Origin of the sequence: Bradyrhizobium sp. IC3195 (assembly GCF_020193585.1) — a bacterium.
GTDB classification, from domain to species: Bacteria; Pseudomonadota; Alphaproteobacteria; order Rhizobiales; family Xanthobacteraceae; genus Bradyrhizobium; species Bradyrhizobium yuanmingense.
This window is the reverse complement of the sequence record NZ_JADYVG010000040.1, coordinates 1-20,785: the sequence shown is the minus strand read 5'-3', so window position 1 is coordinate 20,785 and position 20,785 is coordinate 1. Positions and strand designations below refer to the sequence as shown.

Here is a 20,785-nt window from a genome sequence, read left to right as displayed (position 1 = left end):
CAGCCGCTGTCCAGGATGCCATCGGCACCGGCGTAGCCGGCGCGAAGCGTCCTGGACAGCGGTGAGCACTGCGCTACTCTGTTGCATTAAGGCATGAAACCTCTTGACCAAGGCTAGGAGGTCCTACGAGACCGTCGCAAAATGACAGGAAGTTGAAAGCCTATCTGTTCGGCATGCGCTGGCCGCGCGGCCAAAAGCCGACCACAATTGCGCCGTCTATCGAGATTTTCATCACAACTGGACGGGCATGTTGCGAAAGGTCCTGATTGCGCTGTCTTTGTTCGCCATCCCTTCGCTGGCGGATGCCGCCGAGATCACCGGCACGGCAAAGGTCCGCGCTGGCGATGCGGTGGTGATCGGCACCACGCGGATCCGGCTCGGCGGCATCGACGCGCCTGCAATCGACCAGCTCTGCCTCAACACCAAGTCCGAGCGCTGGACTTGCGGCGTCGCGGCCCGCGATGAGCTCGCCAGATACGCCGAAGGCAAGACTTGGGTCTGCCGCCCGAGATCGGTCGACCGGCGCGGGCGCACCGTGGCGCGCTGCGAGGTCGGCGGCGAGGACATCCAGAAATGGCTGGTGCGCAACGGCTGGGCGCTGGCCTACGCCCACATGTCCCGCGACTATGAAGCCGATGAAAAGGCCGCGCGGGAGGCCAAGGCAGGGATGTGGCAGGGCGCCTTCATCGCGCCGTGGGACTGGCGCGTCCGCAACAAGAAGACCGCGATCCTCGGCGCGACCAAGCCGCCTGACGGCGCGCACGCGGTGCTGCTCGCTTCGGCCTCGGGGCCGGTCGCGCCGTCGCCGGACTGCACCATCAAGGGCAACGTCAACAGCTCCGGGGAGTGCATCTTTCACCAGCCGACCAGCCGCTGGTACACGCAGATCAGGATGAAGATCAGCAAGGGCACCCGCTGGTTCTGCTCGGTCGAGGAGGCCGAAGCGGCCGGTTGCCGGGAGACGAAGCGATAACCCAGCCCTGCATTTTGCGCGCTTTTCTCGGGACGCGCCGGCACGTAAAAGCATGATTCAGCGACCCACCATCCTGTTCTCAGGCAATAAGGACCGACAGCAATGACCGTTCGCGCGGGCCGGGAGTTTCTGGCCATCCCCGGGCCCACCACGATGCCCGACGAGGTGCTGCGGGCGATGCACCGTCCAGCGATCGACATCTACTCCCAGGAGATGCTGGATCTCACCGAGAGCCTGCTCAGCGACATCTCGAAGCTGTTCGCGACCAAGGGCAAGTCCTACATCTACATCGCCAACGGTCACGGCGCCTGGGAAGCGGCGCTGAGCAACGTGCTGTCGCGCGGTGACAAGGTGCTGGTGCTGGAGAGCGGTCGGTTCGCGATCGGGTGGGGCAACGCGGCGGCGCTGATGGGCGCCGAGGTCGAGGTGCTCAAGGGCGATTGGCGCCGCGCGGTGCGGCCGCACGAGGTCGAGGAACGCCTGCGCCGCGACAAGGAGCACAGCATCAAGGCCGTCGTCGTGGTCCAGGTCGACACCGCCTCCGGCGTGCAGAACGACATCGAGGCGATCGGCAAGGCGATCAAGGCGAGCGGCCATCCCGCACTCTACATGGTCGATACCGTCGCCTCGCTCGGCTGCATGCCGTTCGAGATGGACAAATGGGGTATCGACGTTGCGATGTCCGGCTCGCAGAAGGGCCTGATGACGCCGCCCGGCCTCGGCTTCGTCGCCGCCAATGCGCGCGCGCTCGAGGTGCACAAGAAGGCCAACATGTCGACGCCCTATTGGAGCTGGAGCGAGCGCGAGGGCACCGAGAATTATCGCAAATATGCCGGCACCGCGCCGGTGCATCTGTTGTTCGCATTGCGCAAGGCGATCGACATGCTGCACGAGGAAGGCTTGGAGAACGCCTTCCGCCGCCACAGCCTGCTCGGCGAAGCCGCCCGCCGCGCGGTCTCGGTCTGGTCGGAAGGCCAGGTGCTCGGCTTCAACGTGGCCGAAGCCAGCGAGCGCTCCAACACCGTGACCACGGTGACGATGAGCAACGGCCACGATCCGGCGGTGCTGCAACGCTATTGCAAGGACAAGTGCGGCGTTGTGCTCGGCACCGGCATCGGCGATCTCTCCGGCCAAGCCTTCCGCATCGCCCATATGGGCCATGTCAATGCGCCGATGCTGCTCGGCACGCTCGGGGTGATTGAGGTCGGGCTGAACGCGCTGAAGATCCCGCACGGCAAGGGCGGGCTGGAGGCGGCGGTCGCGTATCTCGGGGAAGAGGTGGCGGTGTAAGTCGCGCGCGCGCCTCTTCCTTCTCCCCTTGTGGGAGAAGGTGGCGCGAAGCGCCGGATGAGGGGTTCTATCCGCGATTCCCGACTGCCAGGACTCGCGGATAGAACCCCTCACCCGTCTCGCCGCTATGCGGCGAGCCACCCTCTCCCGCAAGGGGAGAGGGGAAGATCAGCGCTCCACCCGATACGCCTCCACCTGTGCCTTCAGCTCATTCAGCGGCGCGAGCGGCGCTTTCGGGTCGACGCGGTGCTCCCCGCTTGCCAGCCACTTCAGCACCATCGCGTCCACGACCGGCGAGTGGTGGATGACGTCGCTGTAATTGTTAAGATCGTGCGTGACCGCCGCGACCGCGCGGAAATCGTGCAGCCGGACGTTGGGCATTTGCGTCAGACGCCGCGCAATGTGCGCCGTGAGTGCGGTGACGATCTTCAATGTCTCCGGCGAGGCATCGCGCATCGCGACGAATTGCAGGATCGAATAGGGCGGGAAGTAGATGTCGAAGGTCACGTCAGGGTGGCGCGCGATCAGGCCGACGGCGTCCTGTTCGAAATGCCGGACCATGGCTTCGTAGCTGTAGCCTTCGCCGAGGAAGCGACGGCGCACGGGATCAGTGATGTAGGTGAAGGCGGCGAGCGTCTTTCTGGTGTTGTAGTCGCGCGCGACGTCGAAATCACGCGGCAGGGCGTAGATGTCGTCGATGTCCGCCAGCGCGAACTTGACCGGCAGATAAGGCGACGCCCGGGTCAGCGGCTCCCGCAGCAGCGGGACGGACCGCACCAGCGCGAACACCGATTCCTTCGCCATCGCCGCGCTGAACAGATAGGAGGCGATGCCCTTGGCGGTTCGGCGATAAAGATCGACGGACAAATAAGGGTCGGTCTCGATGTCCGCGGCATCGATGAAGATGAAATCGTCCATTTCCCAGATCACGCGCCTTGCGCCGCGGTCGATCGCCTGCTCCAGCACGAAGGCCTGCTGACGCGAGTTGGAGCCGGTCATCGCTAGCTTGAGCGAGCGGACACGAAGCGCGCGATCGATGTCGCTCTGGCGGAAATGGATCGCAAGCGAGGTGCCCATGAAGGCGGTGTCGAACGGCTGGCTGTTGATCAGCCCGGCATTCTGCACGCGCGTGTCCTCCGAGTAGAAGGCCGGGACAAGGCGCGAGGGGCGGAACAGTTGCAGGGGATCGACGATGAAGGTGAGCGCCGCGGCGCTCAGTACGCAGGCCACGCTCGCCAGCAGAAGACGCCCGAGATTGGTGAATGCGCCCTGCATCAGAATCGGAAATAGATGAATTCGCTGTGGCTCTGGATGCCCAGGAAGCCGAAGGCGAGCAGCAGCGAGGCCGCATAGAGCACCAACGGCCGCGTGCGCCCTGCCCGCAAGGCCGCGCCGACCTCGCGGTTGCCGTGGTCGTATTCCATCAGCGCTTGTGTGTTCGGCGCCAGCCACACCAGCGCCGCATAGATCGCGACTTGCACCAGGGCCGCGATCTCCTCGCGGCCGAGCACGAGGTTCGAAGGGGCAGCCATGGCGTGGAGCACCCGCAATGCCCAGGCGACGCTCTCGGCACGGAAGAACACCCAGGCGATGACGACAGCGAGGAAGGTCAGCACGGCGCCGGCGATGCGAGCTGGGCGTGCAATCAGCGGCGGACCGTTCGGCACCAAGGCATTGAAGGCATGATTGACGCAGAGATAGGCGCCATGCAGCGCGCCCCAAATGACAAAAGTCCAGGCCGCGCCGTGCCAGAGCCCGCCGAACAGCATCGTGATCATCAGATTGACGTAGCGCAGCACGCGGCCGCGGCGGTTGCCGCCGAGCGGGATGTAGAGATAGTCGCGCAGGAATTGCGACAGCGTCATGTGCCAGCGCCGCCAGAATTCGACGATGCTGGTGGCCTTGTACGGCGAGTTGAAATTGACGGGCAGGAAGATGCCGAACAGCAGCGAGATGCCGATCGCCATGTCGGAATAGCCGGAGAAGTCGAAATAGAGCTGGAAGGTGTAGGCGAGTGCGCCGAGCCAGGCCTGGTCGAAGCTCGGCGAGCGCGCCTCGAAGGCGAGCGCGACCAGCGGCTGGATGCCGTCGGCAAGGCAGGTCTTCTTGAACAGGCCGATCGCGAAGATGATGATTCCGCACAACATGAGATGCCCGTCCGGGCGCTTGGTCTCCTCGTGCTCGAATTGCGGGATCATGTCCTTGTGATGGAGGATGGGCCCCGCGATCAGATGCGGGAAGTACGTCACGAACAGCGCGTAATGCGGCAGCGCATAGGCCGCGACCTGGCCGCGATAAGCGTCGACCAGAAACGCGATCTGGGTGAAGGTGTAGAAGGAGATGCCGACCGGCAGCAGGATGTGGAGCGCGACATCCGTGCCGAGCAGCGCGTTGACGTTCTCCGCGACGAAGCCGGCATATTTGAAGATGCCGAGCATGAGGAGATCGCCGACGACGCCGAGCGCGAGTGCGGCCTTTCGTTGCGGGTGCGTGAGCTCCGCCACGATGAGAAGATGGCCGACGCCGTAGTTGAAGGCGATCGAGAGCAGCAGAAGGGCGACGAACTGCCAGCTGCCGATTGCGTAGAAGGTGATCGAAGCCAGCGCCAGCCAGACCACCGGAGCCAGATTGCTGCGCCGGCCGAGCCGGAAATAGCCGGCGAGCACGACCGGCAGGAACAGCAGGATGAACGCATAGGAATTGAACAGCATCGGGCTGGACCGGCGGCGGGATATTGCCCCTCAAAGCACACAAGGGGCCGATCAACAACCCGGCAGCATGGGCGGTCGTGCTGGCAATCCGCGGAATCGGAACGATATAAGGTGGGACACGGCGAGCCGCTTTTTCTTCTCCCTCTCCCCGTTCTTAAGGGGAGAGGGTCGGGGTGAGGGGCTCTCTCCACAGATGAGACCATAGCGAGACCTGTACCCCCTCACCCGGAATTTGCTGTCGCAAATTCCGACCTCTCCCCGCAGGCGGGGAGAGGTGAAGGAGGCCGCGCCACGTATTTGAACGAGGACCGAGTGACCCAAGCCAAGACGCCTTCGAAGCCCCCCGTCGCCCCGCGCCGGCCGCATTCCTTCACGCGGCACGGCATCACCGTGACTGACGATTATGCCTGGCTGAAGGACGCGAACTGGCAGGAGGTGCTGCGCGATCCCGCCGTGCTCGATCCTGACATCCGCAAATATCTCGACGAGGAGAACACCTACACCGAGAGCCTGCTCGGCCACACCTCGGGCCTGCAGAAGACGCTGGTGCGCGAGATGCGCGGGCGGATCAAGGAGGACGATTCCAGCGTGCCGTCACCGGATGGGCCGTTCGCCTATTTCCGCAGGTTTCGCGAGGGCGGGCAGCACGAGCTGTTCGGGCGCATGCCGCGCGACGGCGGCGACGGCCAGATCGTGCTCGATGGCGACGCGCTCGCCAAGGACCACCAATATTTCAAGTTCGGCGGCAGCCGCCACTCCTACGATCACAAGCTGCAGGCCTGGAGCGCCGACACCAAAGGCTCCGAGTATTTCTCCATTCGCGTCCGCGACTGGGCGACGGGAAAGGACCTCGACGATCTCGTCGAGGAGACCGACGGCGGCGTGGTCTGGGCTGCGGACTGCAAGAGCTTTTTCTATGTGAAGCTCGACGACAATCACCGCCCGATGCAGGTGTGGCGGCACAAGCTCGGCACCAAGCAGGCCGACGACACGCTGGTCTATGAGGAGCAGGATGCCGGCTGGTTCACCCACCTGCATGAAAGCACCAGCGGCCGCTTCTGCGTCATCGCCGGCGGCGATCACGAGACCAGTGAGCAGCGGCTGATCGATCTCGCCAATCCCGAGGCGCCGCCGCGCCTGGTCGCTACGCGCGAGGAGGGCGTGCAATATTCGCTCGCCGACCGCGGCGACGAACTTTTCATCCTCACCAATGCCGACGATGCCATCGACTTCAAGATCGTCACCACGCCGCTTAGCCAGCCCGAGCGCAAGAACTGGCGCGATCTAATTCCGTATCGGCCCGGCATCTACATCATCGACCTCGATCTCTATGCCGGCCATCTGGTGCGGCTGGAGCGCGCCAATGCGCTGCCCTCGGTCGTGATCCGCGATCTTTCGACGAGCGAGGAACATGCCATCGCTTTCGACGAGGCTGCCTACTCGCTCGACACGATGGGCTCCTACGAATTCGCAACGACGACACTGCGCTTTTCCTATTCGTCGATGACGACGCCGTCGGAAATTTATGACTACGACATGGTCAAGCGCACGCGCGTCTTGCGCAAGCGGCAGGAGATTCCGTCCGGTCACGACCCGGCCGACTACGTCACGACGCGCATCATGGCGAAATCGTATGACGGCACCGAGGTGCCGGTCTCGATCCTCTATCGCCGCGGACTGAAGCTCGACGGCGCAGCGCCGCTGTTACTCTACGGCTACGGCTCCTACGGCATGGCCATGCCGGCCTCGTTCAGCGCCAACCGCCTGTCGCTGGTCGACCGCGGCTTCGTCTATGCCATCGCCCATATCCGCGGCGGCGCCGACAAGGGCTGGGGCTGGTACCTCGACGGCAAGCGCGAGAAGAAGACGAACTCGTTCGACGATTTCGCCGCCAGCGCCCGCGCGCTGATCGATGCAAAATACACCAGCGCCAAGCGCATCGTCGGCCATGGCGGCTCGGCCGGCGGCATGCTGATGGGCGCGGTCGCCAACCGCGCCGGCGAATTGTTCGCCGGTATCGTCGCAGAGGTGCCGTTCGTCGACGTGCTCAACACCATGCTCGACGACACGCTGCCGCTGACGCCGCCGGAATGGCCGGAATGGGGCAACCCGATCGAGAGCGAGAAGGATTTCCGCACCATCCTGTCGTACTCGCCTTACGACAACGTCGCGGCAAAGGAGTATCCGGCGATCCTGGCGATGGGCGGGCTTACTGATCCCCGGGTCACTTACTGGGAGCCCGCCAAATGGATCGCGCGCCTGCGCGCAACCATGCGTGGGGGCGGCCCGGTCCTGCTCCGCACCAACATGGGCGCCGGCCACGGCGGCGCCTCGGGCCGCTTCGACCGGCTCGACGAAGTCGCGATCGTGTACGCGTTCGCGCTGTGGGCGGCGGGGATGGCGGAGGCGTGACGTCGTAGCCCGGATGGAGCGGAGCGCAATCCGGGATTCGCGCAGACATCAAGACTGTTCCCGGATTACGCTCCGCTCCATCCGGGCTACGAGAGCGCTACCGCCCGTTCTTCTTGCGCCATTCCGCAAAATCGGTGAGCGTCTGCGGATCGGTGGCGGGATAGAGACCGAAGATGCCGCGGCCCTTGCCGACTTCCTCGGTGACGAAATCCTCGAACGCGGTCATCTCGAAGGTTTCCTTGGCGATCTCGTCTGCCAAATGCGCGGGGATCACGATGACGCCGTCGGCATCGCCGAGGATGACGTCGCCGGGAAACACCGGCGCATTGCCGCAGCCGATGGGCACGTTGATGTCGATCGCCTGATGCAGCGTCAGATTGGTCGGCGCCGAGGGACGATGGTGGAAGGCGGGAAAGCCGAGCCTTGAGATCTCGGCGGAGTCGCGAAAGCCGCCGTCGGTGACGACGCCGGCGACGCCGCGCTTCATCAGCCGCGTCACCAGGATCGCGCCGGCCGAAGCCGCGCGCGCATCCTTGCGGCTGTCCATCACCAGCACCGCGCCCGGCGGGCAATCCTCGACCGCCTTGCGCTGCGGATGGGAGCGGTCCCTGAACACGTCGATAGTGTTGAGGTCCTCGCGCGCCGGCATGTAGCGCAGCGTGAAGGCCTCGCCGACCATGGCCGGCTGATCCGGGCTCAAGGGACGGACATCCTGGATCATCTGGATGCGCAGACCGCGCTTGAACAGCGCGGTGGCGACGGTGGCGGTAGAGACGGATTTGAGTTTGTTGCGGGTGGCTTCGGTGAGTTTGGTCATGTCGTGCTCTCTCTCGTTCGTCATTCCTGGGCGCGCCACTTGGCGCGAGCCCGGAATCCATACTCCCTATCGTGGTTATGGATTCTCAGGTGCGCAATTGCGCACCATAGCCCATCGCTTCGCGATGTCCCGGAATGACAGGTGCTAGTAGATGGACGGCTCGCCGATCGGCGCGCCGAAATCGGTCTCCAGGAAGTCGAAGTCGCAGCCGTCATTGGCCTGCTTGATGTGCTTGGTGAACATCCAGCCATAGCCGCGCTCGAAGCGCCGCGCGGGCTGCTTCCAGGCGGCGCGGCGTTTTGCGAGCTCGGCCTCGCTCACATCGAGATTGATGGTGCGCGCAGCGACATTGAGCGTGATGCGGTCGCCGTTCTGCACCAGCGCCAGCGGGCCACCGATATAGGATTCCGGCGAGACGTGCAGGATGCAGGCGCCGTAGCTGGTGCCGCTCATGCGCGCATCCGAGATGCGCACCATGTCGCGCACGCCCTGCTTCACGAGCTTGGTCGGGATCGGCAGCATGCCCCATTCCGGCATGCCCGGTCCGCCCTGCGGACCCGCATTGCGCAGGATCAGGATGTGATCCTCGGTGACGTCGAGATCGGGATCGTCGACCGCCTTCTTCATGGAGGGATAATCGTCGAACACCAGCGCGGGGCCGGTGTGCTTGAGGAAGCGCGGCGCGCAGGCGGAGGGTTTTATGACGCAGCCGTCGGGCGCGAGATTGCCCTTGAGCACGGCGAGCGCGCCCTCCTTGTAGATGGGATTGTCGATGCCGCGGATCACGTCGGCATTGTAGACCTCGGCCCCCTCGATGTTCTCAGCCACCGTCTTGCCTGTGACCGTAATGCAGTCGAGATGCAGATGCGGCTTGATCTGGCCCATCAGCGCCGGCAGGCCGCCGGCGTAGAAGAAGTCCTCCATCAGGTACGCATCGCCGCTCGGGCGGACGTTGGCGATGACGGGCACCTTGCGGCTGGCCGTCTCGAAATCGTCGAGGCCGATGTCCTGGCCGGCGCGGCGGGCCTGCGCGATCAGATGGATGATGGCGTTGGTGGAGCAGCCCATCGCCATCGCGACCGCAATGGCATTCTCGAACGCCTTGCGGGTCTGGATCACCTTCGGCGTCAGATCCTCCCACACCATCTCGACGATGCGGCGGCCGCATTCGCTGGCCATGCGGATATGGTTAGCATCGGCAGCGGGAATCGAGGAAGCGCCCGGCAGCGTCATGCCGATCGCTTCCGCAATGGCGGTCATGGTCGAGGCGGTGCCCATGGTCATGCAGGTGCCGTAGCTGCGGGCGATGCCGGCCTCGATGTCGAGCCAGTCCTTGTCGGAGATCTTTCCGGCGCGGCGCTCGTCCCAATATTTCCAGCCGTCGGAGCCGGAACCCAGCGTCTTGCCCTTCCAATTGCCGCGCAGCATCGGGCCTGCCGGCAGATAGATCGCCGGAATGTTCATCGAGGTTGCTCCCAGGAGCAGCGCCGGCGTGGTCTTGTCGCAGCCGCCCATCAGCACCACGCCGTCGACGGGATGGCTGCGGAGCAGCTCCTCGGCGTCCATCGCCAGCAGGTTGCGATAGAGCATGGTGGTGGGCTTGAGCAGCGATTCCGAGAGCGACAGCGCCGGCAGCTCCAGCGGCAGGCCCCCCGCCATCAGGATGCCGCGCTTGACGTCCTCGACGCGCGACTTGAAGTGCATGTGACAGGGCTGCGCGTCCGACCAGGTGTTGAGGATCGCAATGATCGGGCGGTCCTTCCACTCCTCCGGCGCATAACCCATCTGCATGGCGCGGGAGCGATGGCCGAACGAGCGCAGATCGTCGGGCGCGAACCAACGCGCGCTGCGGAGCTGGTCGGGCGTTTTCTTCTTCATGATGGGGCCCCATTTCTGGATGGTATTCCGCTCGATCACGCGGAAGATCAGGGCTCGACAAAGAGCCGGATGATGATCTCGGTCAAGAGGCCTGTGAAGACTGCAGGTATGCCGAGGAGGGCAAGGGGAGCTTTGGGCGCTGGCGTGCAGCCGCAGCGGGTAGATCGACCGGCTGCGCCGGCTACATCTGTCCTCACCCGGGTGCGGAAGGCGGCCTACGCCGCTCCCGCCACGATCGAATTAGCCGGAGCCATTCCGTTTTAGGCCGCGTTGCGGCCGCTGCACCGTTCCGGCCCGTGGTAATCGGCATCGCCGCTCTTGCGGCGGTCGATCGGACCGGTGCGCAGCCTGACGAAGAAGGCCTGGACCTCGGCGGCGAGGCGTTCGGCCGCCCCCGCGACGTGGTTCGCGGCACCCATCACCTCGTCGGCCGAGCGATTGGTTTTCGCGATGGCGCCGGAAACGGTGCCGATGCTGGTCGCCAACGTCTGTGTCCCCGACGCCGCCATCTGAACGTTCTGCGAGATCTCGCGCGTGGCGGCCCCCTGCTCTTCCACGGCGCTTGCGATCGCCGCGGTCACCTCGTCGATCCGGCGCATGGCGGTTGCGACCTCCTTGACGGAGGCGACCGCGCTGCCGGTCGCGTTCTGGATCGCGACAATGTGCTGCGCGATCTCCTGCGTCGCCTTGCGGGTCTGTTCGGCCAGCGCCTTGACCTCGGACGCCACCACGGCAAAGCCGCGACCGGCCTCGCCGGCGCGCGCGGCCTCGATGGTGGCGTTGAGCGCCAGGAGGTTGGTCTGGGCCGCGATCGCCTGGATCAGGTCGACCACCGAGCTGATGCTCTGTGCGGCGTGCGCGAGCCCTTCGATCTCACTCTCCGAACGCGCGGTCACCTCGCCCGCGGAGCGCACGGTCGTGTTGGACAGCTCGATCTGGCGGCCGATCTCGACGATGGAGCCCGCGAGCTGCTCGGCCGCCGCGGCGACGGTCTGGACGTTGCCCGCGGTCTGTTCGGAGGTGGTCGCTGCGGACGCGGCCTGGCTCGTCGCATGATTGGCGATGCCGCTGAGGCTCTCTGCGGTCTGCCGCATGGTGCCCGCATTCTCGCCGACCAGCGCGAGCAGGTCGCGCGAGGTCGCGCGAAATTCCTCGACCGCTCCCTCCATGTTGCGGTTGGCCGCTTCGCGTGCCTCCGCCTCGCGCGCGAGGGACGCCGCCGCCCGTTGCTGGGCAATCACATTGTCGCGGAATTTGGCCACCGCCTGCGACACCACGCCGATCTCGTCGCCGCGCTCGGCCGTCCTGAATTCGACGCTGGTGTCGCCACCGGACAGGCGCGCGGAATCGCTCACCAGCTCGATGATCGGACGGGTGATGGAGCGCGCAACCAGGATCGCAATCGTCGCTCCAAGAGCAAGTGCCGCGGCGAGCAGGATCCATTGCAGCAGGAGCAATCTTTCGACCGCGTCGGCCACGCTGCGGGCGTCGTCGGCGAGCTTCGACTGTTGATCGCTCTTGAGACCGCCCGAGCGCTTGCCATCGGCGTCCTTGCGACCGTCGAGCAGGTCGAGGATCTGGGCGGCGCGCGGCGCGGCCTCGGTCGACAGGATGAAGACCGGCATATTCCATTGCGGCGTCTGGCGGATGGCGAAGATCTTCTGCGGCAGCGGTATGAACGCCTCGTTCGCCTTGACGATGGCCCGATAAGCGGTCGCCTGCCGTGCGGTGAGCAGATCGGTCTGGGTACCGACCGACGCAAGCGCGGCCCTGAAGGTCGCCAGCGGCTTTTCGAACTTGTCACGATCGGCCGCCTCGCCCGAGGCAACGTACAGGCGCAATTGAGATCCCGCGGCGGCAAGATTGCCACGCACATCGGCAAACGTCTTGAGCAGGCGCTTGCGCGGCGGCGTCGCCTCCAGCGCCTCTTCCTCGTCGATCATGCCGGTGATCTCGGCGAACATGGCCGAGATCAGCGGCGCGGCTTCCTTCGCCAGCAATTCGCTCGCCGGATAGGCCGAAGGCGTGAAGGCGGCCGCTTCGGCCTTGTCCTGGGCCTTGCGGAATTCCGCCATCAACGTTCTAGCCTCGCTCCAATTGGTCTTGTTCTGGGGGCTGGAAAAGCCCTCTGCCATGCGGTCGACTGCAGCGGCCGTGCGATCCAGCTCGGCCCAGACCGCGGCCCGGTCGCGCTTGCCCTGCGCATCGCCAGTCAGCAGATAGCCGCGCAGCGTCGAAAGCGTGGAATAGAGATTGCCGACGAGCTCCGTGCTCGCGATCGCGACCGGCGCGCGTTGATCCACGACTGTCCTGATCCGCGACGAAATGTCCGAGACGGCGGCGACGGTGTAGATGACGGTCGCTGCGAGCAGGCCGCAGATCAACGCGAAGCCGCCGAGCAGCCGGGTGCGAATTCCGGTGTTCGCGATCGATTTGAACATGAGAGATCTCGAGCTGGTGGCCGGTTGGGGGAACCGGCTTCGTCGGGTAAAGGAATGCCGAAATTGAAATACGCGAGGTACCGAGATGGAACTCGCGGAGATAGTAGTTCGCCCTCTTTAATTCGCGGTGAAGATCGGGTTCCGTACAACTACGGCGAGAAGAATATCTCCTGTCTTTGAAACGACTTATTGCATTCGGACCGGATCGCATATGCACGCAAGCGTGCGTACCGGCCACAGCGCCTCGTCTGTCGCCACGCCAGGAAGGCATTCGCGGCAAACGCGAGGTGCTTGCAGCGCGGCCAGAATCCGCGCAACAATTTCGCATTTGTTGCTTTGATTTGGGGCCGCTGGAACGCCCAATGCGGCCGGAGGATTTTAGGCGTGGCCAACATCCTGATCGTGGATGACGATCCGGCCGTCCAGTTCACCATCCGGCTGCTGCTGGAACGGGCTGGTCATCACGTGACGGTCGCCGAGGATGGCCGCAAGGGGCTGGCGCTGTTCGAGGCCAGCCGGTTCGACCTGCTGTTTCTCGACATCTTCATGCCCGGTATGGACGGACTGGAGACGATGCGTCACATTCGGATGCTGGCCCCAGCCGTTCCGATCGTCGTCATCTCCGGCCGTTCGATCACGCCGGATGCCTATGCGGAGCCGGACTTCCTGAAGATGGCGACCAAGCTCGGCGCCGTGGCCAGCCTGCAAAAGCCGTTCCGGCCCGATGCACTGCTTGCCGTGGTCGCAGATTGCCTGAAGGCCGACGCGCCAGAGGGGTCCGATGTCCGCTCCGGCCGCCGATGACAAGAACGCCTCTGCTGCAAGCCAAAAATGGCGCAGCGCTGCGGCAGGTCCGGCGAAACTCCCCATGCGAGCAGCAACGACGCTGGCCACGCGGCTGGCCCTCGCGATGATCCTGCTGGTTGCGGTCACCGTGGCCGCTGTCGGATGGTTGGGCTATCGCAACACCACACAGGCCGTCATTCCGCGGGTGCTGGAGCGGGTCGAAGCCCAATCCCGCCTGCTTGCAACCAATCTTGAATCCTACGTTGCCGGCGTACGCGGCGATCTGGTCGGCTATCGCGCCGCAGCGGCAATCAACGGCCTGATCCGGGCTCATGCCGGCGGCGGGATCGATCCTGCGGACGGCGTCTCGCAGCAGACCTGGCGCGAGCGTATCGCGGCGCGGCTCGCGGCCGAGATCGACGCCAAGCCCATCTACGGGCAGTTCAGGATCATCGGCGTCGACGACGACCAGCGCGAGCTGGTCCACGTCGATCGTTCGGGTCCCAACGGAGCAGCCCGGATCGCTCCAGACAGCGAATTGGAGCGCAAGAGTGGCCGCGCCTACTTCCAGGAAACCATACGGCTCGGGCCCGGCGAGATCTATGTGTCTCCCATCGAGCTCGCGACCCGTCAGGGGGGAACGACGGCGCCTCACGCGCCGACTTTGCGCGTGGCGATGCCGCTGTTCACGGCCGACGACAAGCCGTTCGGCATCATCGTGGCCAATATCGACATGCGCCCGGCACTCGAGCGGGTCCGCGCGGCGACAACCTCGGGCGGAGATATCTACGTCGTGAATGCGCGCGGCGACTATCTCGTCCATCCGGACCGGACGCGGGAGTTCGGGTCATCGCGGGGCCATCCGACCGATTGGCGCAAAGACCTTCCGTTCTTGTCAGAACTGGCCGGCACGTCGGACGTGGCCACGCGGGTCACGACCGACGAGGCGGGCCGGACGAGCGGCGCGGCATTCGTGCCGATATCGCTTGCGGGCAAGGAATGGGTCGCCATCGTCGCGACTGTTCCCCCGTCCGTGTTCGGCCGGGTGCCGGCCGCCATTCAAAAAACGTCCCTGCTCGTCGGCGTGCTGGCTGTTCTCGCCGCGGCTGCGCTCGCGGTGCTGCTGGCGCGCTCGTTGACCCGCCCGATCGGGCGTCTGACGGAGGCGGTGCAGGCCATCGGCAGCGGACGTCCCGCGGAGATCCCCGTCGATGCTAGCGGCGAGACCGGCGTGCTGGCCCGGGCCTTTGCGCGGATGGTGGAGGAGATGCGCGCGAAAACGGCCGCGCTCGAACGCGAGATCGAGGAGCATCGCCGCACCGAGGCCGCGCGGAGCCATCACGCGGCGCGCGAGAACCTGTTCAGTGCCGCGGTGGAATCGTCCGACGATGCGATCGTCATGCAGACGCTCGATGCCATCATCACCGGCTGGAATCCGGCCGCCGAACGCCTTTACGGCTATACGGCGGAGGAGGCGATCGGCAAGCCCACCTCGATCATCGTCCCGTCCGACCGCCGCGAACAGGGCAAGGACTATCTGCGGCGGATCGCGCGGGGCGAGCCGATCGAACGCTTCGAGACGGTCCGCCTGCGCAAGGACGGCACGCCGGTCGAGATTTCGCTCGGCCTGTCGCCGATCAAGGGACCGTCGGGCGAGATCATCGGCGCGTCCGGAAGCGCGCGCAGCCTGACCGAGGCGCGGCGCGCCGAGCGGGCGCTGCAGCACCAACTCGAGGAGCGGCGTCAGATCTTCGAGACGTCGCAGGATCTGATCATGGTCATGGACGCGCGGGGTCATGTCGCGCAGATCAGCCCGAGCAGCGAGACCATTCTCGGCTATCGGCCGGACGAGATGATCGGCCGCAGCGGCGCCGACTTCATCCATCCCGATCACCTAGAGCAGTCCCGTGCCGAGATGCGGGCGATGCGACACGGCGAGCGCGTCAGGCTGGCCGACACCCGCTGCTACCACAAGAACGGGCACGAGGTCTGGCTGTCCTGGCTCGGCAGTTGGTCCGAGCGCGCCAAGCGCTTCTTCTTCGTCGGGCGCGACATGACGGAAGCGCGGCTCGCGCAGGAATCGCTGCTCGAGAGCGAGCGGCTCGCCCGCAACATCGTCGAGACCTCGCTCGACGCCTTCGTCCAGACCGACGAGACCGGAAGCATCCTGAACTGGAACTCGCAGGCGGAACAGCTGTTCGGCTGGCGCCGCGACGAGGTGCTCGGCAAGAGCACGATCGACCTCATTGTCGCCGAGAGCGAACGTGGCCGGGTCCGAGCCGGCCTGAAACGCTTCCTCGAAGACGAGGGTGGCCGGACGCTGAACCGCCGCCGCGAGCTGATGTGCTGCCGGCGCGACGGCAAGGAATTCAAGGCCGAGTTGAGCGTCACCGCGCTGAAGCGGCGCGAGGGCCTGCTGTTCAACGTCTTCTACCGCGACCTCACCGACAAGATCGCCGCCGATGAGCGCATCCGCCATGCCGAGAAGATGGAGGCCGTCGGCCAGCTGACCGGCGGCGTGGCGCATGACTTCAACAACATTCTCACCGTCATCACCGGGACGATCGAAATTCTCGCGGAGGCGGTCGCCAAGGAGCCGCAGCTCGCGGCGATCACCAAGATGATCGACGAGGCCGCCGCGCGCGGCGCCGACCTGACCCAGCACCTGCTCGCCTTCGCGCGCAAGCAGCCGCTCCAGCCGCGCGAGATCGACATCAACTCGCTGATCGTCGACACCGCAAAGTTATTGCGTCCGACGCTCGGCGAGCAGATCCAGATCGAATCGGTGTTCGAGGACGAGAATTGCGTTGCTATCGTCGATCCCAACCAGCTCACCACCGCGATCCTCAACCTCGCGCTCAATGCGCGCGACGCCATGCCCGGCGGCGGCAAGCTGATCGTGGAGACCGGCGCCGCCTATCTCGACGAGGTCTATGCCAGCGCCAACGACGTGCCGCCGGGGCACTACGTGCTGATCGCCGTGAGCGACACCGGCACCGGAATCCCTGCGAACATGCTGCCCCGGGTGTTCGATCCCTTCTTCACCTCGAAGGGGCCCGGCAAGGGCACCGGACTCGGGCTTTCGATGGTCTACGGCTTCATCAAGCAGTCCGCAGGTCACATCAAGATCTACAGCGAGGAGGGCCACGGCACCACGATCAAGATGTATCTGCCGCCCGGCAAGACGCCGACGGCGGTCGGCGAGGGCGTGACACCGGCGACGATCGAGGGCGGACACGAGACGATCCTGGTGGTCGAGGACGACCGGCTGGTGCGCGACTACGTCCTGGCGCAGTTGCATTCGCTGGGTTACGTCACGTTGCAGGCCGCGAACGCCGCGGAGGCGCTCGCGATCGTCGCGGCCGGCAAGCCGTTCGACCTTCTGTTCACCGACGTCATCATGCCCGGCAAGATGAACGGACGGCAGCTCGCGGACGAGCTGATGAAGACGCGCCCGGATCTCAAGGTGGTCTACACGTCAGGCTATACCGAGAACGCGATCATCCATCACGGCCGGCTGGATTCCGGCGTGGTGTTGCTGGCCAAGCCCTATCGCAAATCGGATCTGGCGCGGATCATCCGCAAGGCGTTGAGCGGGTGAAGGCCCGTAGCCCGGATGGAGCGCAGCGCAATCCGGGAACAATCGTGCGGCGCGCGAAATCCCGGATTACGCTTGCGCTCCATCCGGGCTACGAAACCGTCGGTGAGGAGAGATGGACCCGGCTCAGCAACGCATCATTGCATGATGCGCTGCTGAGCCGTGGCACGAGACCATGTTACGACGCGCGCTGGGCTGCGGTCATCACGATGCGGATCAGGTCGGCGGCATTGCGCGCGCCGAGCTTCTTCATGATGTTGGCACGGTGGTCCTCGATGGTGCGCGGACTGATGCCGAGCGTGCGGCCAGCCTCCTTGTTGGAGGCGCCGGAGGCGAACTGCTCCAACACCTCGCGCTCCCTGCGCGTCAGCGGCTCGCGGCCGGGGAAATGCAGCGAGCCGAATTTCGGCGACGCGTTCTCCGCCTGCCTGCGTGCATAGGCACCGATCGCCTCGTCGAGACGGCCGACGATCTCGCTGCCGCGGAACGGCTTCTCGATGAAGTCGAGCGCGCCGCTCTTGATCGCGCCCACCGCCATCGCGATGTCGCCCTGCCCGGAGATCATGAAGATCGGCGCAGGATAATCCTCGCCGTGCAGCTCCTTCAGGATGTCGAGACCCGACTTCCCGGGAATATTCACGTCGAGCAGGATTGCAGCCGGCGTGCGGTTTCGCGCGACGGAGAGCAGCGCTGCACCGTCCGCAAAACAGATCACTTCATAGCCCGCCGCCTTCAACACCATCGACAAGGTGTCGCGAACGGCAGGGTCGTCATCGACCACGAAGATTTCACCGCGAGAGCTTTGTTCGGCCATGTGCCACATCCGGTTGGCATGAAGGACTCGCGTCCGCGCCATTCGTTATGGCGCTCGGCGCGGATTCGGCCCACCCGTATTTGTACGGGACATGGACTTAACGCACAAGTAGCGGCATGGCGCCTAATTGCATTGGACGGAGAATATCCATGCTAAATTTGGCCGACACGCCGCCTCCTGTCGCAACGTCCGAAGTCGAGAGCCGTGAGCTGATTGCGGCGGACCTTCGTTTACTGATCGCACAGATCGAGACCAGCATGCGCCGGATCGCCGCAGCCATGGATCAAGAACACGGCAGCGATCCGGAAGGTTCCGCAGATGTCGTCTTGCTCGACGACGTCACGCCCCGCTACGCCAGCGCGAGCGCGGCCCTCAATGTCTGCCGGGCGGGCCTCGGCCACGCCCTGCAATGTCTATCGGAATCCGGCAACGCGGCCGGAAGCCGCGTCTGACCGTATGGCGGCTCCGCAAGCTCAGGCGCGGTGCCGTTCCACGATCGCGTCGGTGGCGACACCACCCCAGGTGTGAATCGCCGGCAGGCCCATCGCGGTCTTGCCGAGATTGGCGAGGCTGATGCGCAGCGCCGCGAGATCCAGCGGCTTCGGCAGGCTCTGGAGCTCGATGCCGACCGAACGGGCGAAGCTGCGGGCGGCACTGCGGCGCTTGCCGTCCATGCCGCTGATGACGATCACGGAGCCTGCAAACTTCGCGCTCGCCATCTCGCGCAGCACGTCGACGCCGTCGCCATCCTCCAGCACGAGATCGAGCGTCACGCAGTCGAAGCGCGCGGCGCGCAGCTTCTCGATCGCGTCCGCCACCGATGGCGCCACAGTGACCTCGTGGCCCGCCTGCTTGGCCGCGACCGTGATCAGGCGGCGCTGCGTGGCGTCGTCATCGACCACCAGGAGCTGAAGTGCACGCCGCTCGGCGCCGTCGGGCAGGTTTGACGAGATCGGGGAAAGAGAACTTCTGGGCATTGCCGTATCCTGGGATTGAGAGCGTCAATGGATACACGGCTCGCGCTGAAGCCGCGTAAAGCTGCCGCGAGCAATTGACTCGGAAACGTTCAGCAAATGTGAAGCAAAGTGCCGGAAAGCGCAGCGACGGCGGCGGCGAGATCAGGCCGCGGCGTCGTGGCCGCCGGCCGCACCGCGCTTCTTCCGGTTCTTGCCGCGCAGGAACTGGATGTCCATTTCGGCGCCGTTGACACGGACCAGCTCGCAGCGACGATAGGCGAGACCCGTGGACGACAGCAGCAGAAAGAACTCCTTCAGGTTCAAGCCCTGGATCGAGCCCTCCACCGTGAGAACCGCGTCGGTGTCGGAGATCGCGTTGAGCTTGCAGTCGCGCCGCCAGGTGCCGTCGATGGCCATGATGCAGACATCATAGCCGCGGCTGAAGGTCACACGCTCCGCGCCCTTGCCATCCTCGGCCATGATTATCGTCCCGCCATCGCCGCCATGCGCGGCGCCGCACCGGCGAGAACCGGCTTGGCCGCGGCCGCGCGCGGATCATTTGGCTTGTAGAGGCCGCGCCGCTCCGGAATCGGCCGGAACGTGTCGGTCAGTCCAACCACGGTCTCGGCGGCGCCGAGCACCAGAAAGCCGTCGGGCTCGATCTGGCGCGCCAGGCGGTTGAAGATGTTGATCTTGGTGTCCTGATCGAAATAGATCAGCACGTTGCGGCAGAAGATGACGTCGAAGGTGCCGAGCTGAGCGAAATCGTGCAGCAGGTTGAGCTGGCGATGCTGGATCATCGCCCGCAATTCAGGATTGATCTGCCAGGTCTCGCCGGTCTGCCTGAAATATTTCACCAGCATCTGGATCGGCAGGCCGCGCTGCACCTCGAACTGGCTGTAGACGCCGGCCTTGGCCTTCTCCAGCACCTCTTGCGACAGGTCGGTCGCGATGATCTCGACGCGCCAGCCGGTGAGGGCCGCGCCCATCTCCTTCAGGCACATCGCCAGCGAATAGGGCTCCTGACCGGTCGAGCCGGCGGCACACCAGATGCGCAGGCTGCGCTTGGCCGCACGTGCCTTGATGATCTCCGGCATGATGTGCTCACGGAAATGATCGAACGGGACCTTGTCGCGGAAGAAGAAGGTCTCGTTGGTGGTCATGGCTTCGACCACGTCGGTGATCAGCTGGCGCGAGCCGCCTTGCAGCTTCTGCACGAGTTCGGCGATGCCGGAGAGCCCGGCCTTGCGAGCCAGCGGCAATAGGCGGCTTTCGATCAGATATTGCTTGTCTGCGGACAGGTCGAGACCGGAATTATCCTTCAGGAACTTACGCAGGTACTCATACTCGGTCGGGGTCACGGATGGCCTCTCGAAAGCTGTACTGGAACACTCTGGCCCAAGCGCTTTGGGCCTGACACACTCAGACCATGACTTGTCCGACCGGGATCAAACCAACTTCAGCGAACTTGTCGGCGATGATGTCTTTGTCGAAGGGCTTCATGATGTACTCGTTGGCACCGCCGCTGAGCGCCTGAGCGATGTGAGCCACGTTGTTCTCGGTGGTGCAGAACACCACTTTCGGCTGGTCGCCGCCTGGCAGGCGGCGCATGTGGCCCATGAACTCGAAGCCGTCCATGACCGGCATGTTCCAGTCGAGCAGCACCGCGTCGGGCAGCTGCCGCTGGCAGATCTCGAGCGCCTTCGAGCCGTCCTCGGCCTCGGTGACCTCGAACTCCAGACCTTCCAGGATCCGGCGCGCGATCTTGCGCACCACGCTGGAATCATCGACCACCAAACACGTCTTCATTTCTGTTCTCCGGCTTCGATGTTTCATTGGCTCAGGCGGCCATTTGCGTCTTGGTTTCGAGCTCGAGGACGCGGTCGACGTCGAGGACGACCATGAGCTGTCCGTCGAGGCGGTGGACGCCGCCGGCGAGCTTGGCCATGCGGGGGTCGAGGTTGACGGGGTTTTCTTCCTTACCGTCCTCGGGCAGGCGCAGCACCTCGCCGATCTGGTCGATCAGGAGGCCATAGGATTCGCCGCGTAGGTCGACGCCGACCGCCATCGCGGTCTTGCCGTCCTCGTCCTTGGGCAGGCCGAGGCGCG

Annotated in this window: 17 protein-coding genes; 6 read left to right on the top strand and 11 right to left on the bottom strand. The window is 65.1% G+C overall.

What is annotated here, in order from left to right:
- The first annotated feature begins 247 nt into the window (after window positions 1–247).
- Both I6F09_RS36195 and I6F09_RS36190 read left to right on the top strand, forming a co-directional pair.
- Window positions 248–973: a thermonuclease family protein gene (locus I6F09_RS36195; protein WP_036015924.1), complete on the top strand. Its 726-nt coding sequence runs from the start codon at window positions 248–250 to the stop codon at window positions 971–973.
- A 102-nt stretch (window positions 974–1,075) separates the two neighbouring features.
- Window positions 1,076–2,263, top strand: a complete 1,188-nt coding sequence (locus tag I6F09_RS36190; protein WP_036015923.1) for an aminotransferase class V-fold PLP-dependent enzyme — start codon at window positions 1,076–1,078, stop codon at window positions 2,261–2,263.
- A 168-nt stretch (window positions 2,264–2,431) separates the two neighbouring features.
- Here I6F09_RS36190 and I6F09_RS36185 read toward each other — a convergent pair whose 3' ends face one another.
- Complete coding sequence (locus I6F09_RS36185) at window positions 2,432–3,538, bottom strand: hypothetical protein (RefSeq protein WP_225190145.1); 1,107 nt, start codon at window positions 3,536–3,538, stop codon at window positions 2,432–2,434.
- A complete protein-coding gene (locus I6F09_RS36180) occupies window positions 3,538–4,974 on the bottom strand; it encodes an MBOAT family protein (protein WP_225190144.1) in 1,437 nt (478 codons plus the stop codon). Before I6F09_RS36180 ends, I6F09_RS36185 begins: the two co-directional genes overlap by 1 nt.
- A gap of 312 nt (window positions 4,975–5,286) precedes the next feature.
- Here I6F09_RS36180 and I6F09_RS36175 point away from each other — a divergent pair, with 312 nt between their 5' ends.
- Window positions 5,287–7,386: a S9 family peptidase gene (locus I6F09_RS36175; RefSeq protein ID WP_225190143.1), complete on the top strand. Its 2,100-nt coding sequence runs from the start codon at window positions 5,287–5,289 to the stop codon at window positions 7,384–7,386.
- A gap of 97 nt (window positions 7,387–7,483) precedes the next feature.
- Here I6F09_RS36175 and I6F09_RS36170 read toward each other — a convergent pair whose 3' ends face one another.
- From I6F09_RS36170 to I6F09_RS36160, 3 genes are all read right to left on the bottom strand, one after another.
- Complete coding sequence (locus I6F09_RS36170; RefSeq protein WP_225190142.1) at window positions 7,484–8,203, bottom strand: ribonuclease activity regulator RraA; 720 nt, start codon at window positions 8,201–8,203, stop codon at window positions 7,484–7,486.
- Between the two features lie 144 nt (window positions 8,204–8,347).
- On the bottom strand, window positions 8,348–10,081 hold the full coding sequence (gene araD / locus I6F09_RS36165; protein WP_225190141.1) for an L-arabinonate dehydratase: 1,734 nt from the start codon (window positions 10,079–10,081) through the stop codon (window positions 8,348–8,350).
- A gap of 260 nt (window positions 10,082–10,341) precedes the next feature.
- The gene (locus tag I6F09_RS36160) at window positions 10,342–12,522 is read right to left on the bottom strand and encodes a methyl-accepting chemotaxis protein (protein ID WP_225190140.1); all 2,181 of its coding nucleotides are present in this window, start codon (window positions 12,520–12,522) and stop codon (window positions 10,342–10,344) included.
- Window positions 12,523–12,906: 384 nt separating this feature from the next.
- On the opposite strand from I6F09_RS36160, the gene I6F09_RS36155 reads away from it, so the two are divergent.
- Complete coding sequence (locus I6F09_RS36155) at window positions 12,907–13,326, top strand: response regulator (RefSeq protein ID WP_036015915.1); 420 nt, start codon at window positions 12,907–12,909, stop codon at window positions 13,324–13,326.
- Window positions 13,304–16,909, top strand: coding sequence for a PAS domain S-box protein (locus I6F09_RS36150; protein WP_225190139.1), 3,606 nt, complete (start codon window positions 13,304–13,306; stop codon window positions 16,907–16,909). Before I6F09_RS36155 ends, I6F09_RS36150 begins: the two co-directional genes overlap by 23 nt.
- 175 nt (window positions 16,910–17,084) lie before the next feature.
- On the opposite strand, the gene I6F09_RS36145 is transcribed toward I6F09_RS36150, so the two are convergent.
- Window positions 17,085–17,720: a response regulator gene (locus tag I6F09_RS36145; RefSeq protein WP_026202588.1), complete on the bottom strand. Its 636-nt coding sequence runs from the start codon at window positions 17,718–17,720 to the stop codon at window positions 17,085–17,087.
- Between the two features lie 149 nt (window positions 17,721–17,869).
- Here I6F09_RS36145 and I6F09_RS36140 point away from each other — a divergent pair, with 149 nt between their 5' ends.
- The gene (locus tag I6F09_RS36140; protein WP_036015912.1) at window positions 17,870–18,172 is read left to right on the top strand and encodes a hypothetical protein; all 303 of its coding nucleotides are present in this window, start codon (window positions 17,870–17,872) and stop codon (window positions 18,170–18,172) included.
- A gap of 21 nt (window positions 18,173–18,193) precedes the next feature.
- On the opposite strand, the gene I6F09_RS36135 is transcribed toward I6F09_RS36140, so the two are convergent.
- The 5 genes from I6F09_RS36135 to I6F09_RS36115 all read right to left on the bottom strand — a co-directional run.
- Window positions 18,194–18,697: a response regulator gene (locus tag I6F09_RS36135; RefSeq protein WP_036015910.1), complete on the bottom strand. Its 504-nt coding sequence runs from the start codon at window positions 18,695–18,697 to the stop codon at window positions 18,194–18,196.
- Window positions 18,698–18,838: 141 nt separating this feature from the next.
- A complete protein-coding gene (locus I6F09_RS36130) occupies window positions 18,839–19,156 on the bottom strand; it encodes a hypothetical protein (protein ID WP_036015908.1) in 318 nt (105 codons plus the stop codon).
- Window positions 19,157–19,158: 2 nt separating this feature from the next.
- Complete coding sequence (locus I6F09_RS36125; protein ID WP_225190138.1) at window positions 19,159–20,037, bottom strand: protein-glutamate O-methyltransferase CheR; 879 nt, start codon at window positions 20,035–20,037, stop codon at window positions 19,159–19,161.
- 61 nt (window positions 20,038–20,098) lie between these two features.
- On the bottom strand, window positions 20,099–20,485 hold the full coding sequence (locus I6F09_RS36120; RefSeq protein ID WP_036015905.1) for a response regulator: 387 nt from the start codon (window positions 20,483–20,485) through the stop codon (window positions 20,099–20,101).
- A gap of 31 nt (window positions 20,486–20,516) precedes the next feature.
- The coding region (locus tag I6F09_RS36115) for a chemotaxis protein CheW (protein ID WP_225131134.1) at window positions 20,517–20,785 on the bottom strand (269 nt) is incomplete at its 5' end.

Excerpts from the sequence above, each read along its gene's own strand:
- I6F09_RS36180 (WP_225190144.1), bottom strand. The coding sequence starts at position 4,974 with ATGCTGTTCAATTCCTATGCGTTCATCCTGCTGTTCCTGCCGGTCGTG.
- I6F09_RS36170 (WP_225190142.1), bottom strand. The coding sequence starts at position 8,203 with ATGACCAAACTCACCGAAGCCACCCGCAACAAACTCAAATCCGTCTCT.
- I6F09_RS36150 (WP_225190139.1), top strand. The coding sequence starts at position 13,304 with ATGTCCGCTCCGGCCGCCGATGACAAGAACGCCTCTGCTGCAAGCCAA.
- I6F09_RS36120 (WP_036015905.1), bottom strand. The coding sequence starts at position 20,485 with ATGAAGACGTGTTTGGTGGTCGATGATTCCAGCGTGGTGCGCAAGATC.
- I6F09_RS36135 (WP_036015910.1), bottom strand. The coding sequence starts at position 18,697 with ATGCCCAGAAGTTCTCTTTCCCCGATCTCGTCAAACCTGCCCGACGGC.
- I6F09_RS36130 (WP_036015908.1), bottom strand. The coding sequence starts at position 19,156 with ATGGCCGAGGATGGCAAGGGCGCGGAGCGTGTGACCTTCAGCCGCGGC.
- araD (WP_225190141.1), bottom strand. The coding sequence starts at position 10,081 with ATGAAGAAGAAAACGCCCGACCAGCTCCGCAGCGCGCGTTGGTTCGCG.
- I6F09_RS36190 (WP_036015923.1), top strand. The coding sequence starts at position 1,076 with ATGACCGTTCGCGCGGGCCGGGAGTTTCTGGCCATCCCCGGGCCCACC.
- I6F09_RS36185 (WP_225190145.1), bottom strand. The coding sequence starts at position 3,538 with ATGCAGGGCGCATTCACCAATCTCGGGCGTCTTCTGCTGGCGAGCGTG.
- I6F09_RS36195 (WP_036015924.1), top strand. The coding sequence starts at position 248 with ATGTTGCGAAAGGTCCTGATTGCGCTGTCTTTGTTCGCCATCCCTTCG.
- I6F09_RS36160 (WP_225190140.1), bottom strand. The coding sequence starts at position 12,522 with ATGTTCAAATCGATCGCGAACACCGGAATTCGCACCCGGCTGCTCGGC.
- I6F09_RS36140 (WP_036015912.1), top strand. The coding sequence starts at position 17,870 with ATGCTAAATTTGGCCGACACGCCGCCTCCTGTCGCAACGTCCGAAGTC.
- I6F09_RS36145 (WP_026202588.1), bottom strand. The coding sequence starts at position 17,720 with ATGGCCGAACAAAGCTCTCGCGGTGAAATCTTCGTGGTCGATGACGAC.